The organism is Arthrobacter sp. D5-1, assembly GCF_017357425.1.
Classification (GTDB): Bacteria; Actinomycetota; Actinomycetes; order Actinomycetales; family Micrococcaceae; genus Arthrobacter.
In genome coordinates, this window is record NZ_CP014571.1 from 269,337 (window position 1) to 286,280 (window position 16,944).

General features: G+C 63.0%; 18 protein-coding genes. 14 read left to right on the forward strand and 4 right to left on the reverse strand.

Going from position 1 to position 16,944, the window contains the following annotated elements; genetic code table 11:
• Positions 1–103: 103 nt before the first annotated feature.
• The 13 genes from AYX22_RS01255 (at position 104) to AYX22_RS01315 (ending at position 12,840) form a co-directional block, all read left to right on the forward strand.
• Complete coding sequence (locus tag AYX22_RS01255) at positions 104–430, forward strand: Lsr2 family protein (protein WP_172326157.1); 327 nt, start codon at positions 104–106, stop codon at positions 428–430.
• Between the two features lie 370 nt (positions 431–800).
• Positions 801–3,293 (forward strand): ATP-dependent Clp protease ATP-binding subunit, encoded by a 2,493-nt coding sequence (locus AYX22_RS01260; protein WP_089593213.1) that lies wholly within the window; start codon positions 801–803, stop codon positions 3,291–3,293.
• Between the two features lie 156 nt (positions 3,294–3,449).
• Positions 3,450–4,667, forward strand: coding sequence for a glycosyltransferase (locus tag AYX22_RS01265; RefSeq protein ID WP_207595748.1), 1,218 nt, complete (start codon positions 3,450–3,452; stop codon positions 4,665–4,667).
• Between the two features lie 117 nt (positions 4,668–4,784).
• Positions 4,785–6,902 carry a S9 family peptidase gene (locus AYX22_RS01270; protein WP_207595749.1) on the forward strand — a complete coding sequence of 706 codons (2,118 nt, stop codon included), beginning with the start codon at positions 4,785–4,787 and terminating at the stop codon, positions 6,900–6,902.
• 83 nt (positions 6,903–6,985) lie between these two features.
• Positions 6,986–7,495: an amino-acid N-acetyltransferase gene (locus AYX22_RS01275; RefSeq protein ID WP_207595750.1), complete on the forward strand. Its 510-nt coding sequence runs from the start codon at positions 6,986–6,988 to the stop codon at positions 7,493–7,495.
• A gap of 169 nt (positions 7,496–7,664) precedes the next feature.
• Complete coding sequence (locus AYX22_RS01280) at positions 7,665–9,113, forward strand: FAD-binding oxidoreductase (RefSeq protein WP_207595751.1); 1,449 nt, start codon at positions 7,665–7,667, stop codon at positions 9,111–9,113.
• A gap of 12 nt (positions 9,114–9,125) precedes the next feature.
• The gene (locus tag AYX22_RS01285) at positions 9,126–9,314 is read left to right on the forward strand and encodes a hypothetical protein (RefSeq protein ID WP_207595752.1); all 189 of its coding nucleotides are present in this window, start codon (positions 9,126–9,128) and stop codon (positions 9,312–9,314) included.
• 183 nt (positions 9,315–9,497) lie between these two features.
• On the forward strand, positions 9,498–10,499 hold the full coding sequence (dhaK, locus tag AYX22_RS01290) for a dihydroxyacetone kinase subunit DhaK (protein ID WP_207595753.1): 1,002 nt from the start codon (positions 9,498–9,500) through the stop codon (positions 10,497–10,499).
• 2 nt (positions 10,500–10,501) lie between these two features.
• On the forward strand, positions 10,502–11,164 hold the full coding sequence (dhaL, locus tag AYX22_RS01295; RefSeq protein WP_207595754.1) for a dihydroxyacetone kinase subunit DhaL: 663 nt from the start codon (positions 10,502–10,504) through the stop codon (positions 11,162–11,164).
• Complete coding sequence (dhaM, locus tag AYX22_RS01300) at positions 11,161–11,847, forward strand: dihydroxyacetone kinase phosphoryl donor subunit DhaM (RefSeq protein WP_207595755.1); 687 nt, start codon at positions 11,161–11,163, stop codon at positions 11,845–11,847. The genes dhaL and dhaM overlap by 4 nt, the downstream gene beginning before the upstream one ends.
• A gap of 90 nt (positions 11,848–11,937) precedes the next feature.
• Positions 11,938–12,114, forward strand: a complete 177-nt coding sequence (locus AYX22_RS01305; protein WP_035760998.1) for a CsbD family protein — start codon at positions 11,938–11,940, stop codon at positions 12,112–12,114.
• Positions 12,115–12,215: 101 nt separating this feature from the next.
• Positions 12,216–12,476, forward strand: coding sequence for a DUF4235 domain-containing protein (locus tag AYX22_RS01310; RefSeq protein WP_207595756.1), 261 nt, complete (start codon positions 12,216–12,218; stop codon positions 12,474–12,476).
• A gap of 4 nt (positions 12,477–12,480) precedes the next feature.
• The gene (locus tag AYX22_RS01315) at positions 12,481–12,840 is read left to right on the forward strand and encodes a VOC family protein (RefSeq protein ID WP_089593224.1); all 360 of its coding nucleotides are present in this window, start codon (positions 12,481–12,483) and stop codon (positions 12,838–12,840) included.
• 45 nt (positions 12,841–12,885) lie between these two features.
• On the opposite strand, the gene AYX22_RS01320 is transcribed toward AYX22_RS01315, so the two are convergent.
• Entirely contained in the window at positions 12,886–13,398 is a 513-nt protein-coding gene (locus AYX22_RS01320) for a VOC family protein (protein WP_207595757.1), read from the reverse strand.
• 77 nt (positions 13,399–13,475) lie between these two features.
• On the opposite strand from AYX22_RS01320, the gene AYX22_RS01325 reads away from it, so the two are divergent.
• Complete coding sequence (locus tag AYX22_RS01325; RefSeq protein ID WP_207595758.1) at positions 13,476–14,300, forward strand: helix-turn-helix domain-containing protein; 825 nt, start codon at positions 13,476–13,478, stop codon at positions 14,298–14,300.
• Here AYX22_RS01325 and AYX22_RS01330 read toward each other — a convergent pair.
• The 3 genes from AYX22_RS01330 to AYX22_RS01340 form a co-directional block, all read right to left on the reverse strand.
• Complete coding sequence (locus tag AYX22_RS01330; RefSeq protein WP_242703477.1) at positions 14,260–15,645, reverse strand: cation:dicarboxylase symporter family transporter; 1,386 nt, start codon at positions 15,643–15,645, stop codon at positions 14,260–14,262. The two genes, AYX22_RS01325 and AYX22_RS01330, sit on opposite strands and share 41 nt — an antisense overlap.
• A gap of 143 nt (positions 15,646–15,788) precedes the next feature.
• Positions 15,789–16,271, reverse strand: a complete 483-nt coding sequence (locus tag AYX22_RS01335) for a hypothetical protein (RefSeq protein ID WP_207595759.1) — start codon at positions 16,269–16,271, stop codon at positions 15,789–15,791.
• Positions 16,272–16,353: 82 nt separating this feature from the next.
• The gene (locus AYX22_RS01340) at positions 16,354–16,848 is read right to left on the reverse strand and encodes a hypothetical protein (protein ID WP_207595760.1); all 495 of its coding nucleotides are present in this window, start codon (positions 16,846–16,848) and stop codon (positions 16,354–16,356) included.
• Positions 16,849–16,944 lie beyond the last annotated feature (96 nt).

Genomic DNA, 16,944 nt, shown 5'->3' on the forward strand with positions numbered 1-16,944 from the left:
TGAATCCATTTGTGCTTTGACGTGTGTGCTTGCCGTGAACGATAATCGAGAAAGGAACCCGGGGAATTTCTGATTATCCATCCCTCCAAAAGAGAGGCAACTCATGGCACAGAAAGTAAAAATCATCCTCGTCGATGACCTGGATGAAGGGGCTGCGGACGAAACTGTCCGCTTCGGCCTGGACGGTGTGAGCTACGAAATGGACCTGTCCACAGCAAACGCAGCGTCGCTGCGGAAGGCCCTGGAACCGTTTGTCGCGAAGGCCCGGAAGACCTCTTCCGGCCGCGGGACGCGGGGTCGCGCTACTCCGGCCCGCAACCAGGATTCCGCACAGATCCGTCAGTGGGCCCGGGATAACGGTTACACGGTCAACAGCCGCGGACGTATTCAGGCTGAAATTCAGGAAGCCTACCAAAAGGCCAATTCCTGATTCACCGCTTCAATGCCCCGGCAGTCACTGCCGGGGCATTGGTTGTTTAAGGAGCTGGGTTTGTTGGGTTCCGCCGGGGCTTGTCGGCGGAATAATCCGTGAATCTGCCCAGTGCTGGACGGCCCGTTTACCGGAGCTATTGGGGGAGTGGCAAACCGTCCCGATTACTCCTCTGTGGAATACTCCCGGGGTGGCCCGGCGGCAGGTTGCCCGGGCCGGCTGGCAGGATGTCACCGTCGCCTGCCCCGGTCAAGGGGAAGTGCCCGTTTTATTCCTCCACGGCGTCATGTTTCCCCTGTGGCGAACACGCCCCAAAAGTGTTGCTCCGGCACGTAGCATCAAAGTACGTCGTAGCTAGGAGTGTGGCGAAATGTTTGAGAGATTTACGGACCGTGCCCGTCGCGTGGTCGTCCTTGCCCAAGAAGAGGCACGGATGCTCAACCACAATTACATCGGTACCGAGCACATCCTCTTGGGTCTGATCCACGAGGGTGAAGGCGTTGCTGCCAAGGCGCTCGAGTCCCTGAGCATTTCGCTCGATGGCGTTCGCGAGCAAGTACAGGAGATCATCGGCCAGGGCCAGCAAGCCCCGTCCGGTCACATCCCCTTTACGCCGCGCGCCAAGAAGGTGCTTGAGCTTTCCCTTCGTGAAGCACTGCAGCTCGGCCACAACTACATCGGTACTGAGCACATCCTGCTCGGCCTCATTCGCGAAGGCGAAGGCGTGGCCGCACAGGTGCTGGTGAAGCTTGGCGCAGACCTGAACCGGGTCCGCCAGCAAGTCATCCAGCTGCTCTCCGGGTACCAGGGCAAGGAGACCGCAGGCAGCGGCTCCGGCCAGGGTCAGCCGGAAGGTACCCCTGCCGGCTCGGTGGTGCTTGACCAGTTCGGACGCAACCTCACCCAGGCTGCCCGCGAAAACAAGCTCGATCCTGTGATCGGCCGCGAGCAGGAGATGGAACGCGTCATGCAGGTCCTCTCCCGCCGTACCAAGAACAACCCGGTGCTGATCGGTGAGCCCGGCGTTGGTAAGACTGCCGTCGTCGAAGGCCTCGCCCAGGCGATTGTCCGCGGCGATGTCCCGGAGACCATCAAGGACAAGCAGCTGTATACGCTTGACCTCGGATCCCTGGTTGCCGGCTCCCGTTACCGCGGTGACTTCGAAGAGCGCCTGAAGAAGGTCCTCAAGGAAATCCGCACCCGCGGCGACATCATCCTCTTCATTGACGAGATCCACACCCTCGTCGGTGCAGGTGCTGCCGAAGGCGCCATTGATGCTGCGTCCATCCTGAAGCCGATGCTCGCCCGTGGGGAACTCCAGACCATCGGGGCCACCACTCTTGACGAGTACCGCAAGCACATCGAAAAGGACGCCGCGCTTGAGCGCCGCTTCCAGCCGATCCAGGTCAAGGAACCCTCGGTTGCGCACGCGATCGAGATCCTCAAGGGACTGCGCGATCGTTACGAGGCACACCACCGCGTGACGATTACCGACGGCGCTCTCGCCTCGGCTGCGCAGCTGGCCGAACGCTACATCTCGGACCGCTTCCTGCCGGACAAGGCGATCGACCTCATCGATGAAGCCGGCGCACGCCTGCGCATCCGCCGCATGACCGCTCCGCCGGAGCTCAAGGCCATGGACGAGCGCATTGCCGACGTGAAGATGGAGAAGGAATCCGCCATCGACGCCCAGGACTTTGAGGGTGCTGCCTCGCTGCGCGACAAGGAGCAGAAGCTCATTGCCGAACGCGCGGAGAAGGAGCGCACCTGGAAGTCCGGCGGCATGGACGACATCTCCGAGGTTGACGAGGACCTGATCGCTGAAGTTCTCGCGAACTCCACGGGTATCCCGGTCTTCAAGCTCACCGAGGAAGAATCTTCCCGCCTGCTCAAGATGGAAGACGAACTGCACAAGCGCGTCGTCGGCCAGGACGAAGCCATCAAGGCACTGTCCCAGGCCATCCGCCGCACCCGTGCAGGCCTGAAGGACCCCAAGCGTCCCGGTGGCTCGTTCATCTTTGCCGGCCCCACGGGCGTCGGTAAGACCGAGCTTGCCAAGGCACTTGCCGAGTTCCTGTTCGGTGAAGAGGACGCCCTCATCACGCTGGACATGTCCGAGTACTCCGAGAAGCACACGGTTTCGCGTCTCTTCGGTGCACCTCCGGGCTACGTCGGCTACGAAGAAGGCGGCCAACTGACGGAGAAGGTCCGTCGTCGTCCGTTCTCCGTGGTTCTGTTCGATGAAGTGGAGAAGGCCCACGCCGATCTCTTCAACTCGCTGCTGCAGATTTTGGAAGACGGCCGCCTGACCGACTCCCAGGGCCGCGTGGTGGACTTCAAGAACACCGTGATCATCATGACCACCAACCTTGGTACCCGCGATATTTCCAAGAGTGTGGCTACGGGCTTCCAGTCCGGCACGGACACCCAGACCGGCTACAACCGGATGCGGGCCCGGGTTACCGAAGAGCTCAAGCAGCACTTCCGCCCCGAGTTCCTCAACCGCGTTGACGACGTCGTGGTATTCCCGCAGCTGACGCAGGACGAGATCATCGAGATTGTGGACCTGTTCGTGAACCGTCTGGAGCGCCGCCTCAAGGACAAGGACATGGGCATCGAACTCACCCCCGCTGCCAAGGTTCTCCTGGCCACGCGTGGTTACGATCCCGCCATGGGTGCCCGGCCGTTGCGCCGCACCATCCAGCGCGAGATCGAGGACCAGCTGTCCGAGAAGATCCTGTTCGGCGAGATCCACTCCGGCGACATCGTCGTGGTGGACGTTGACGGCGAAGGTGACGACGCCAAGTTCACGTTCGAAGGCAACGCCAAACCGCGTATTCCGGAGATCGCTCCGACCGCGTAAGGCCAACGCTTTATCCCGGAAGCCCCACCCGCTCCGCAAGGAGCAGGTGGGGCTTCTGCGTTGGGCGGCCCGGAGTTTTTGTCCAGGCAGAGACTTTAAGGTGGCTTCTGGAGGGCGTTATCTGTACAAAACTTCACGAACCGGATCGGGGATCAAATGCGGGTACTTATGGTGGCTCCGGGGACGCGCGGGGATGTGGCGCCCATGGCCGGTCTGGGAGGTCGCCTGCAAGGGCTGGGGTACGAGGTTGCCGTTGCCGCGAACCCTCCCTATGCCCCTCTGGTTGTTGAGTCGGGATGCGAGTTCAGGCCGCTGCCGGGGAACCTGACGGAACTCATCAAGCAGCCGGCCCCGGGTGCGAAAGCCTCAGCTGACAGCGTGCTGACGTTCTGGCGGAAGCTTGGCGAGTACATGGACAACGCAGCCAAGGGAACCCTGGCTGCCGCCGAGGCCGGGGCCGATGTCATCATGGCCAACTCGGTGGCACCCTATGCCTATGACATTGCCGAGGCTTTCGGCGTCCCGGCCATAGGCGCACACTTACAGCCGACCGAACCGAGTGCGGCCTACCCGCCTGTGCTGATGAATTCGGCTCGAAGCCTGGGTGCGCTGGGGAACAGGATCATTGGCGAGCGGGCAGCAGCGGGGCCGGCCCCCTACGATGCTCCCAGCGCCCGCTTGCGCAAGCAGCTCGGCCTGCGCAAGGAGAGTCGAGCAGCGGGCGAACGTCGTCGGAGGAAGGCTCGGGCGACCATTCTTCATGGCATCAGTCCTACCGTCCTGCCGCGTCCGGCCGATTGGCACGCGGGATTGGTGATGGCCGGATATTGGTGGCCCCCGGAACACAGCGGCTGGGAGCCATCCGCCGACCTTGTGGACTTTCTCGCCGACGGTCCAGCGCCCGTCTTCGTTGGTTTCGGCAGCAGTGCACACATTGACCCCGGCTTCATCCTCGAGGCCACGCGTCGTGCCGGAGTTCGGGCTGTTGTGCAGGGTGCCGAGGGGGTGTTGGGCGATGATGCCATGGGTGTTGGAAGTGTCCCGCACAAATGGCTGTTCCCCCGCATGGCTGCCGTTGTCCACCATTCCGGCGCTGGAACCACTGCCGCCGGCTTGCGCGCCGGCGTGCCGTCGGTAGGTGTTCCCGTGTATACGGACCAGCCACTCTGGGCCTCGCGGATCGCGGCGCTGGGCGCCGGTCCCCAACCGCTTCCGTACAAGAAGCTGTCCCCGGAGCGCCTTGGTGACGCGATCGCGGAAGCCGTAAGAACGCCGTCGTATGCGCAGCAAGCGGAGGTCCTGGCGGCCGCCATAGGCAAGGAAGACGGGACTGTGCCCGTGGTCGAGACCTTGCGGAAACTTCCCTCCAAGTAGCAGCAGGGCGCGTTGGGAGCACGCATGACGGGCCGCGCTGGGAATCAAGGCGGAACGGGATATGTGAAAGTACTGTTTCACTGTGAGTGAACCACCCTGTGATCGGGGGCACAATGCATGTTGAATCGGATCATGGACTCTGCAGACACTCTGACTCCGGGCGAGCAGCCCGAAACTCCCTTCCACCATATGGACCACTACCTCGCCATCCCGCGGATCAGCGGCCTCACCCTCAGCCCCGATGGCAAGCGTTTGGTCACCACCGTGTCAACGCTGAACGGGAAGGGAACCGAGTTCGCTTCGGCCCTCTGGGAGATCGACCCCACCGGCGGGAAGCGCGCACGCCGAATCACCCGCAGTTCCAAGGGTGAGGCGGGGGCGGCGTTCGCGGCATCCGGCGACCTCTACTTCACCTCGGCGCGCCCGGACCCGGACAGTCCGGACGCTGACCCGGTAAACGCCCTGTGGCTCCTCCCCGCCGACGGTGGAGAAGCCCGCGTGGTGCATTCGCGCCCAGGCGGCATCGGTTCCGTCATGACCGCGAAGGACGTAGACGCCACGTTCGTCGTCGCAGAGGTCCTGGCAGGATCCGCCGACGAGGATAACGACGAGGAGCGCCGAAAGGCCCGCAAAGACAACAAGGTTTCCGCCATCCTGCACAGCGGCTACCCGGTCCGCTATTGGGACGCCGACCTCGGCCCCGCAGAGCCGCGGATCTTTGCCGTTGAGCAGGGTGACGAGCAGGAACCCGGCAAGCCGTCAACGGTGGACGCCTCGGCGCCGCTCAAGCTCCGCAACCTGACAGCCGGCGTCGGCGGCTCGCTGCGTGAGTCAAAAACAGTGGTGAGCCCGGACGGGAAGACCATTTACACCAGCATGTCCAAGGCGCTCGCCAAGGCCGACAGCCGCGAGGTGCTGGCCGCCATCGACGTCGCCACCGGGAACGTCAAGGTGCTGCTGGACCACGAGGGCATGAGCTATTTCCCTGGACCCGTCAGTCCGGACAACGGCACGCTCGTTGTGGAAAGCGAAAGCGACACCACACCCACGCAGGCGCCCCAGGTGAAGCTGCACCTGCTCAACGTCGCCGGCGGCGAAACCACGGACCTCGAGCCGCTGGCACACCACTGGGATCGCTGGGCCACTGTCCTCGCCTGGCTTCCGGATGGCAGCGCCGTCCTGGCCAAAGCGGACGACGACGGCGCGTCGCCGGTTTTCCGGATCAACGTCGCTGACGGTGAAGTCACCCGGGTGACGCAGGACGCTTCCGCCTATTCCGACGTCGTGCTTTCTCCCGACGGGGCCGCGGCGTATGCCCTGCGGAGCTCGTACGAATTCCCGGCCGAAGCTGTTCGGATAAACCTCGCCACCGGAGAAGTGACCAGGCTGCAGGCACCCGCTGAGCGGCCTGTGTACAAGGGTCGCCTGGAGCGCGTTGAAACGACAGCGGACGACGGTTCACGAGTCCCCGCCTACCTCGCCCTCCCTGAAGGGGCATCGGCCGGGAAGCCTGCGCCGCTCCTGCTGTGGATCCACGGCGGCCCGCTGGGTTCGTGGAACGCCTGGACGTGGCGCTGGAACCCCTGGCTGCTCGTCGCCAAGGGCTACGCCGTGCTGCTGCCCGATCCGGCGCTCTCCACAGGCTACGGCCAGGAATTCATCCAGCGTGGCTGGGGCGAGTGGGGCAAGAAGCCCTTCACGGACCTCATGGCCATCACCGACGCGGTGGTGGGGCGCCCGGACATTGATGAGTCGCGGACAGCTGCGATGGGGGGATCGTTCGGCGGCTACATGGCCAACTGGGTGGCCGGCCAAACCGACCGGTTCAAGGCGATTGTTACCCACGCGAGTTTGTGGGCGCTGGACCAGTTCGGTCCCACCACGGATGCCGCCCAGTACTGGCTGAAGGAAATGACCGTGGAAATGGCCATGGAGAACTCTCCGCACCTGAACGTGGGAAACATCAAGACACCCATGCTGGTGATCCATGGCGACAAGGACTACCGGGTTCCGATCGGCGAGGGACTGCGTCTCTGGTACGAACTCCTGTCCTCTTCGCAATTGCCCGCCGACGACAACGGCCAGAGCCCACACCGCTTCCTCTACTTCCCTGACGAAAACCACTGGGTGCTCCAGCCGCAGCACGCGAAGATCTGGTACGGAGTGGTGGAGCACTTCCTGGCCAAGCAGGTGCTGGGCGAGGACGTTGCTTTGCCGGAGGAGCTGGGGGTCTAGGCGATTCGTTCGGCCCAGCCCCGCATTCAGTCATGCGCGGGGCTGGGGCGTCCGGCACCTGTTTGCCTCGCTAGGATGGGGGAGTGAATTCGACCTTCAGCCTCCGCCCTGCCCGCACCAGTGATGTGGCTGCGATCAAGAGGCTGGTGGCGCCCTTGGCCGAGGAGCGGATCCTCATGGCCAAGGAGACTGTGGCTTATTACGAGAGCCTGCAGGAATTCCGGATCGCCGAGTCTGACGACGGGGAAGTCATTGGCTGCGGCGCTCTCCATGTGATGTGGGAGGACCTGGCCGAGATCCGCACTCTTGCGGCTGCCGATTCCTGGCGGGGGCGGGGCGTGGGGCACGTCCTGGTGGAGAATCTCCTTGAGGAAGCGCGCGCCCTTGGCGTGAGCCGTGTATTCTGCCTGACGTTCGAAGTGGACTTCTTTAAGCGCCACGGATTTGAAGTCATGGCTGACCAGTCGGCCGTCGATCCCCAGGTGTACTCCGAGCTGCTGCGCTCACATGACGAAGGCGTGGCGGAGTTCCTGGACCTGGCCCGGGTGAAGCCGAACACCTTGGGCAATACCCGCATGATCAAGCAGCTCTAGGCCTGCCAATCCTTACTTCCGCGTCGAGATCCTGAAGAAAAAAGACGCGTCTTTCAAGAGTGCCCGATTATGAGTGATTTAATACTCTTTTCTTATCTAAAATTGATGGATAAACTGATCAAGGCTTGCTGGGGAAGCTTCCACCACATCGGTCAATTGAGAGAAGATCATGCAGTCCCACGCGTCCCTTTCAGATGTTTCAGAACTCCAACTCAGCGTGCGCGGTCCAGTGTTCACGCCTGCCGATCCCGGCTTCGCCGCTGAAGTAGCGGCCTTCAATTTATCCACACAGCACCAGCCCGATCTCGCCTTCGGAGCCCTCGACGCAGAGGATGTCTCGGCGGCGATACGCTGGGCAGCGGAACGCGGCGTGCCCGTGTCTGTCCAGTCAACCGGGCACGGCGCCACGAACGCGATCGAGGGTGGCCTGCTGATCAGCACCCGACGAATGCTCGAGCTCAGTATTGATCCCCTGGAGAAGACAGCCCGCGTGGGTGCGGGCGTCCGCTGGAAGGCCGTGGTGGATCTCGCCGGGACCTTCGGCCTCATGGGGCTCTGCGGTTCAACCACTGATGTAGGCGTGGTGGGTTACACGCTGGGTGGTGGGCTGCCGATCCTGGGCCGCAAATACGGATTCGCTTCCGACCACGTGATTGCGTTTGAAATAGTCACGGCAGACGGAACCCTGCGCAGGGTAACCAAGGACGAGGATTCGGAGTTGTTCTTCCTCCTGCGCGGCGGCAAGGGCAACTTGGGAATCGTCACGGCCATGGAGTTCCACCTCTTCCCCGGCTCGGACCTCTACGCCGGCGGAATCTACTTTGATGGTGAGCAAGCTCCTGAAGTATTGCAGGCGTTCAGGGATTGGGCGCCTGCCCTGCCGGTAGAGGCCTCGGCGTCACTGGCCTTCCTGCGGCTGCCGGACATGGAAATGGTGCCGGAACCTCTGCGCGGAAAGTTCGTGATCCACCTCCGTTATGCCTACCAAGGTGACCTGGCGGCGGCGGCAGAACTCCTGGAGCCGATGCGCCGGAGTGCACCGTTCATGATGGATGCCACCGGCCCCCTTGACGCTACTGCCTTCGACTCCATCCACCAGGACCCGGACCAACCGGTTCCCGTGATGGAACACGGGTTCCTCTTGGACAGGCTGGATGCGCCTGAAACCGAAACACTTCTGCGGCACTTTGGCCCCGGCGTCGAAAGTCCCGTGCTGTTGGCCGAGCTCCGGTTGCTCGGCGGTGCTTTGGCGAAGAGCGCAGACGGCGATGACATTGTGGGTGGCCGCGATGCTGCGTTCAGCTTCTTCATGGGTGCCATTGCCGTCCCGCCGGTGGTTGCGATGTTGCCCGCGGTTTTCAATGCTGTCCATGAGGACCTTCGGCCCGCCGCCAATGCCGGAACCTTCGTGAACCTGCACGGCCACTTTGTGGATGCCGAAGACAGGGAGCGGCCCTGGCGGGCAACTGCATTGGAACGGCTCCGCAAGGCAAAGGCTGAGTTGGACCCGCAAAACATGTTCAGCTTCGGGCATGTAGTGGGGCTCCCGGTCATTGACCAGACAGTGCTGCTTGAAGACGTTGTGACTGCCGGCGGCGACGCCGTGCTGAACAACTAGGGGCTGAGGGCGATGAACAACCGCGTCACATTCCCCGACTTCTCCGCCTTCCAGATCGACATTCCGCACGGATCATGGCCGCACGAAGCGTCATGGTCCGGGGACAGGCACTCCGACCCGGATCTGTACTCTGCCTTCTGGCCCGAGTTTCACGCCAGGCAGGAATCCGAGGCGGTGACGGCACCGCAGGCTGAGGAATAGCAGGCACAGAACCGGCCTGCGGAGGCGGGCAGGGCGGAAGGGGCAGTTCGGCAGTGGCCAGGGCCTCGCGCTGAAAAGCCCCGAGCGGGATAACTCCGCACCAAGGGCGCCCAAGGCCTACCGTGGGCCGGGCCGCCGGTAGTAGGGTCAGAGCACCAGCCGCAGCACGCCCAGGAGCATCCCATGAAAAAGCTCATAAATGATCCACGCGCAGTGGTGGACGAGTCCGTCGAAGGGTTCGGCATGGCCCATGCCGACATTGTGGACGTCCATCCCGAGCCCAAGTACGTCATACGAAAGGGTGCTCCAGTGGAGGGCAAGGTTGCCTTGGTCTCCGGTGGAGGGAGCGGTCACGAGCCCCTGCACGCAGGTTTCGTGGGGCTCGGCATGCTCGATGCCGCTGTGCCCGGCGCCGTCTTCACCTCGCCAACCCCTGACCAGATCATTCCAGCCACGGTCGCCGTCGACTCAGGAGCCGGCGTCGTTCATATCGTGAAGAACTACACCGGCGACGTCCTGAACTTTGAAACCGCCGCCGAGATGGCGCAGGCCGAAGGCGTGCACGTGCGTTCGGTCCTGGTGAACGACGACGTCGCGGTGGAAGATTCGCTGTACACGGCAGGCCGGCGCGGGGTAGGCGGTACGGTCCTGGTGGAAAAGATCGCAGGGGCATCAGCTCAGCGTGGTGACGATCTTGACACCGTCACGGCCATCGCCGAACGGGTGGTGGCCAACGTTCGGACGATGGGTGTGGCACTGTCCGGCTGCACAGTGCCACACGCAGGCACGCCGAGCTTCGAGCTGGAAGACAACGAGATCGAGATCGGTATAGGCATTCACGGCGAACCGGGCCGGCACAAGATCGCCATGGAAAGCGCTGACGCGATCACGGACCGCCTGCTGGAGCCTGTGCTGGAGGATCTTGCCCTGGCATCCGGGGACAAGGTGCTGCTGTTCGTGAACGGCATGGGTGGAACCCCGCAAAGCGAGCTCTACATCGTCTACCGGCGTGCCGCCCAGGTCCTGGCCGAACGTGGTGCCACCGTGGAGCGTTCGCTGGTGGGCAACTACGTGACCTCCCTGGAGATGCAGGGCTGTTCGGTCTCGGTCCTGCGCCTTGATGACGAGATGACCCGGCTCTGGGATGCCCCTGTCCACACTGCAGCACTGCGCTGGGGTGCCTGAATATGGGGTTGACTGTTGACTGGGCCACGGACTGGTTGAAACTTTCCGCCAAGGCCATGGAAGAGCACCGCGTGGAACTGATCGAACTGGACCGGGCGATCGGCGACTCGGACCACGGCGAAAACATGGACCGCGGGTTTCAGGCCGTCCTCCAGAAACTCGACGAGGCGCCACCCGCAACTCCCGGAGCCGCGCTCAAAGCCGCCGCGATGGCCCTCATGTCCAAGGTGGGTGGCGCTGCCGGACCGTTATACGGGACGGCCTATCTGCGGGCAGCTACCTCGCTGGGCGATGCCGCCGAGATCGACGCTGAAACCCTGGCGGCCGCTCTCACCGCCGCACGTGATGGCGTGGTGGCGCGCGGCAAAGCCGAGCTTGGGGACAAGACCATGATCGACGCGTGGACACCCGCCGTGGAAGCGGCCCAAAAAGCAGCAGCGGGCGGCGCGGATCCGGTGGGCGTCCTGGAGGCAGCTGCCGAAGCAGCTGAGACCGGGGCGATGGCAACGGATCCCTTGGTGGCGCGTAAAGGGCGGGCCAGCTATTTGGGGGAGCGCAGCGCAGGGCACCGCGACCCCGGGGCGGCCTCAACGGCGCTGCTCCTCCGTGCGGCCGCCGCGGCTGCTGCCGGTTCCACGGCTGAGACAGGAACCGACGCCGTATGACGGTTGGGATCGTGGTGGTTTCACACAGCAGCAAGATAGCCGAGGGAGCGGTGGAGCTCGCCGCGCAGATGGCGCCCGACGTCGAATTGGTCGCCGCCGGGGGCACTGACGACGATCGGATCGGAACCAGCCTGGAGAAGGTGCTGGCCGCCGTCGAGCAGTCCCTGGTTGATTCCGGTGGTGACGGCGTGGTGGTACTGACCGATCTGGGCTCGGCGGTGATGACGGCCGAGTCTGCCATGGAGTTTGCCAGCGACCCTGATGCCGTGCTCCTCGCGGATGCGCCATTGGTTGAGGGGCTGGTGGCGGCCGCCGTCGCGGCCCAAGGAGGTTCCGGCGTCGCGGATGTCCGCAAGGCCGCGGAAGCCGCGGGGTACCGGCCTGCGGAGCCTGTGGAGCCTGCTGAAGCGGCCGGCGCCATTGCGCCGGACGCCAGCGGCGACTTCGAGCTCATCAACCCTTTGGGCATGCACGCCCGGCCCGCCGCGAAGATCGCAGGCGGCCTGTCCGGGTTGGACGCCGAGGTGACCGTGAACGGCGTCGATGGCATGTCCATCATGGCGCTCATGGCGCTCGCGGCCGGCCAGGGTTCCACGCTTCGTGTCGAAGCCCGCGGCAAGGATGCGCAGAGAGCTGTTGACTATGTTCGCCGGTTGGTGGAAGAGGGGTTCGGGGAGCTCTAGTTCGGACGGATTTGCTGTCAAATATTGCTAAGTATGCTGATTAGTGATGTTGTAGAGGTACAGGTTCACTACAAGGAAGAGGTGCGAATCATGGGTGCTGACGACAAGATGGAGAACGCTGGCGAGAAGCTTGGTGGCAAGGCCAAGGAAGCTGCCGGAAAGCTGACGGACAACGAGCGTCTTGAAGCAGAAGGCAAGGGCGACCAGACGAAGGCCGACCTCAAGGGCGCCGGCGAGAAGCTGAAGGACGCCTTCAAGAAAGACTAGGTATCCGGACAGGGCCGCTGCGGTTGCAGCGGCCCTGCCTTGTTTTGTGAGGCGATTGTTGTGGCGCCGTCCGCCGGCGCCAAACTTGATGGAGGATCTACGTGAACATACTGGTGAAAATTTTCGGCCTGGCAATCGGTCTTGGCGCCGGTGCGCTGGCAAACAAGACGCTGGAGGGCCTCTGGGAGAAGCAGACCGGCAAACCTGCCCCGAAGGACAGCACAGACCTCAATGATTCACTTCCGGGCGTGCTGGTCTTTGCGGTTGTCTCGGCCGCCGTCGCCGCCGTGGTTCACGTCCTCACCCAGCGGGGCACCAAGAGCGCCCTGGTCCGCATGAAGAAATCGGCTGACGAGGTCTAACACCATGGCTATTGCTAAGTTCCCAAGTGTCGTCATCGATTGTCCCGACGCGGCTGTCTTGGCTGCCTTCTATGGCGAGCTTTTCGGCTGGGACGTCGAGGACAAGGGCGACTGGTTCGATATCCGCCCAAGCGACGGCAGTAACTGCATCTCCTTCCAGCAGGTGGAGGTGTACCAAGCGCCGGTGTGGCCCGGGCAGACCATTCCGCAGCAAATGCATTTGGACATGGTGGTGGAAGACCTGGACAAGGGCGAAGAAGTTGCGCTCTCGCTGGGAGCCACCAAGGCCGACCATCAGCCCGGTGAGACGTTCCGGGTGTTCCTTGATCCGGCCGGGCACCCGTTTTGTCTCTGCCTTAGCTAGGGCTTGGCCGCCGCAGGGCCCGAACCCTGTGGCGGCTCCCGGTCCTTAGCCCTGCTGTGCCGCCCATTCCTCGACGCGGCGGTTGCTCTCTTCCTCGGAGAGGTCCTCGACACGCGTCATGATGGACCAGCGGACGCCGAACGGATCGCGGATGCTCGCGTAGCGGTCACCTGAGACGAAGGTGGTCAACGGCTCCCGGATGGCGGCGCCGGCTTGCTCCGCTTTGTGGACCAGGCTGTCCGCGTCGGAGCAGTAGAGGCCCAGCGAATAGCAGTCGTCTTCGCCGGACGGTGCTTGGACCAAGTGATATTCGGGGTTGGGCTCACCCAGCTGGAGGTGGCCGTTTCCGAAGTCGAGTTCGGCATGGACCACTATCCCGCCCATCTCAGTTTCGCCTACCACGCGGGCCCCGAACACGTCCCGGTAAAAGGCGATGGCCGCCTTGGCGTTCGGCACCGAGAGGAACGGCGTGAGGCTGGTGAGACCGTTGGGAATGCCGTGGGTGGTGTGCTCCCCGTGGGCGGCCGTGGTCGATTCTGTGCTTGTAGTATCTGTCATGGATACGACGCTACGTGCCTCCGGGTGCCGGGCGCTTGGAGATTCGCGACAGGTTCACGCCGACCCGGGAGGGGCTTATGGAGGGTTCCTTTAAAGGCATCCTGTACCCCGCGCGACTACCCACCTTCAACCGCGTTCCCGCGCCGGCATCGGTAGCCGGGCTGGTGCAGTGGTTCTGGATCCCCGAGTGGGACATCGAACCCGGGCGGACCTCCCGGCAACACCTCATCGCCTACCCTGCGTCCAACTTGGTGGTGCAGCCTGCGGATGTCATCTTTTCGGGACCAACCACCCGTGCCGCACACCGCGACCTGACCGGCTCTGGCTGGGCCGTGGGTGCGCTGCTCCGCCCGGCGGCCGTGCCGTTGTTTACCGACGACCCCGGCGCCTTGCGGGACAGGGAACTGGCTCTGGAAATGATGGAGCTGCACACTGCGGTTTCGGCCGCGATGGTCCCGCCTCGCAGCGCCATGCAGCCCCGCAGTGCCACAACGCGCGACGACGGCACTCACCGCGAGCGGGCAGTCGAGGCCTTTGTTGCGTGGCTGGTTTCACTCGACGCAGTGCTCTCGGAGGAAGCCCTGCTCGCGAACCGGATGATGGATGTGATCGCTTCCGACCCAGAGGTGCTTTTGCTCGAGGACGCTGCCGCCCGGCTGGCGGTTTCACCGCGAACGCTGCAGAGGTTGGCCAGGAAGTACATAGGACTCAGCCCCGCAGCACTCATACGTCGCCGGAGGCTTCAGGATGCCGCCGAGCGTACCCGGTCCGATCCAACAGCGGACCTTGCGGCGATCGCCGTCGAACTCGGCTATGCCGATCATGCGCATCTGACGAACGACTTCCAGAAGTACTTGGGCTTTACCCCGAGTACGTACCGGAGGTCAGCTGGGGAGTTTTGAGTGCCGGCGCCGAAAGCTCGGTTGCCGCGTCGGTGTCCTCTTGCATCGTGTCCTCCCCGCGGAAAGCTGCCAGCATTGCCTCGCGGTCGAATTGACCTTCCCATTTGGACACCACGAACGTGGCGACGCAGTTGCCCAGCAAGTTGACCACAACCCGCATGGAGTCCATCAAACGGTCCGCTCCAAGCAGGAGTGCAACTCCTGCCACCGGGAAGATTCCCAGCGCCCCGGCCGTCGCGGAGAGGGCGAGGAAGGCGGAACCGGGAACGCCGGCCATGCCCTTGGAGGTGAGCATCAGGATGCCGAGCGCTGCCAGTTGCTGACCCAGGTCCAGGTTGTGGCCAAAGGCCTGGGCAAGGAAAAGAAGGGAGATGGAAAGGTAAAGGGCGGCTCCGTCCAGATTGAACGAGTATCCCGTGGGCACCACCAGGCCTGTGGTTGCCCGGGAACAACCGGCGTTGGTCAGCTTGGTCATGATGCGGGGGAGGACGGATTCAGTGGAGGCCGTGCCCAGGGCAAGCATAAATTCTTCGCGGGAGTACTTGATGAACTGCCACAGGGGAACGCGCGGGTAGACCCAAGCCACCACAAACAGGAGGCCAATGAAGACCAGCGCTGAGCCGTAGCATGCAGCAACCAAGAGGGCGTAGGTGCTCAACGAGCTCAGTCCATACTGGCCGATGATGAAGGCCATGGCGCCGAAGGCTCCAATGGGGGCGACCCGCATGACCCACGCCATGATTTTGAAGAAGAGCTCCAGTGTCGTTTCCATGAGGTCCATCACGGGCTTGCACTTCTCGCGGCCCACCACCACGATGGCTGCGCCAAAGAAGATGGCGAAGCACAGGACCTGGAGCAGCGAGTTGGACGCGAAGGCTCCTATGACGCTGGTGGGGATGATGCCCAGCAGGAACTGACCCGCATCTTTGGGTGGAGCGGTGGTGGTCTTGGCGTTCACTGCATCCTCGGACAAGGACGCCGGGTCAATGTTCAGGCCTGCGCCCGGCTGCACAAGATTGGCAACCACCAGCCCAAATGCCAAGGCGAAGAGTGTGGCGCCGGTGAAATAGACCAGTGCCTTAACACCTACGCGGCCTACGGACTTGACGTCCCCCACGGCAGAGATCCCCGTGACGATGACCAGGAAAATCAGTGGAGCGATGATCATTTTGATGAGCTGAATGAAGCCGTCGCCCAGTGGGCGAAGGGCAGCCCCTATGTTTGGCCATAGGTACCCTATGGCGATGCCCAGCACCACGGCCACCAAAATCTGGAAGAACAAGGATTTGTACAGTGGCTTCTTCGCTGCTGGAGTCACGGAAGCCGTGGGTGTGGGAATTTTCAAGGGGGGTGCCTGTCTGTGCGGGGGCCGCGCTGCGGTCGCGGCTGGGATCACACAAGACGCTATGAGGGCCTTGTTTCCGAATTGCTAATTCCTGAAGCCTGTTGTGTTTAATATCGGAACAAGATTTTCACGATGTGGAAAGTCTAGGTCTGACTTAGCCCGTCTTCATCCAAGCTCACCGCGGCGGAAATGACGCGGCCGCATTGCTCGCCGTACGGATAATCGCCCTTGGGCGTGAAGGTCAATGTCCGCGTGGGCAGCGCTGTGCCGGAGGGAGAGGTGCCGCTGACGGTCGCTTCAAGGGGGCTTTCGCTGAGGGTCGGAAGCTCGATGGAACCCAGAAGAGTCCCGTCAGGAGATGACGTCGCCGAGCACACGCCGTCCGGCGTGCAGCCTTGGTCCACGGCTACGGCACCAGGGTGCAGGTCCAGGTCCTTTTCGGTGCAGGTACCGTCCTGGCAGGCCTTGAGCCGCAGCGTCCCCACCTGGTCTGCGTAACTCGCTGCAACACTCAGGGACACCCCTGCAATGTGCCCAATGGCCGGGCAGGCTGCGGCTTCGGGATAGCAGCCCGGAAGCAAAGCCGCCGTTCCAGCAAGGGTCAACGCCACTCCGATTTTGCCCATGCTTCAGGGTAGGACCGCGTGGGGCCGGCGTCTCCCGTTGATTGCCCGGTTTCGAAGTGTAAGTGGGTTCGCGAAAGGCTTACTAGTTGCCGCCCGAAATGATCGGGAAGCCCTTCTCATCTACCGGGAAATCCTCAATGACTTTTCCTGAAGCTGTATCGATGATCACCACCGACTGTTTTGGCCACATCGTGTCCGGAACAACGTTGAACTGCACATCTGAAACTGACATTTCCTGTCCGGCAGCACTCTTGGCGCGGTTGAAGACGTCAACAATTTCACCGCTCGTGGTGTTTACGGCTATCGTCTCCTGGGGCAGATTGGCGGAGTTTCCGGCGACCGGAGTAGAGGTCCACCACCCTTCATAACCACCGAGCACCCGGTCCTCCATGGGTGCTTTGACCATCAGGGAACCATCCTGCCCATCTGCGGCGTTGGCCTGAACACCGACGACCACGGCAGCAGCCAAGACTGCCGCAGCACCCACAACACCTAGTGCCAATTTCATGTCTTCCCCCTTAGTGAGGCGCGACAGCACCATGCTGCCGCGCCGTGACAAATCATTGAACCGGGACATTACCGACGCACAAACGGTACCGACTAACACTGCTGACGAAGAAATGCCCATCCTTGGACCGTCCCTGAGATCCGCCCTCCACTGCTCCTCGCGGAT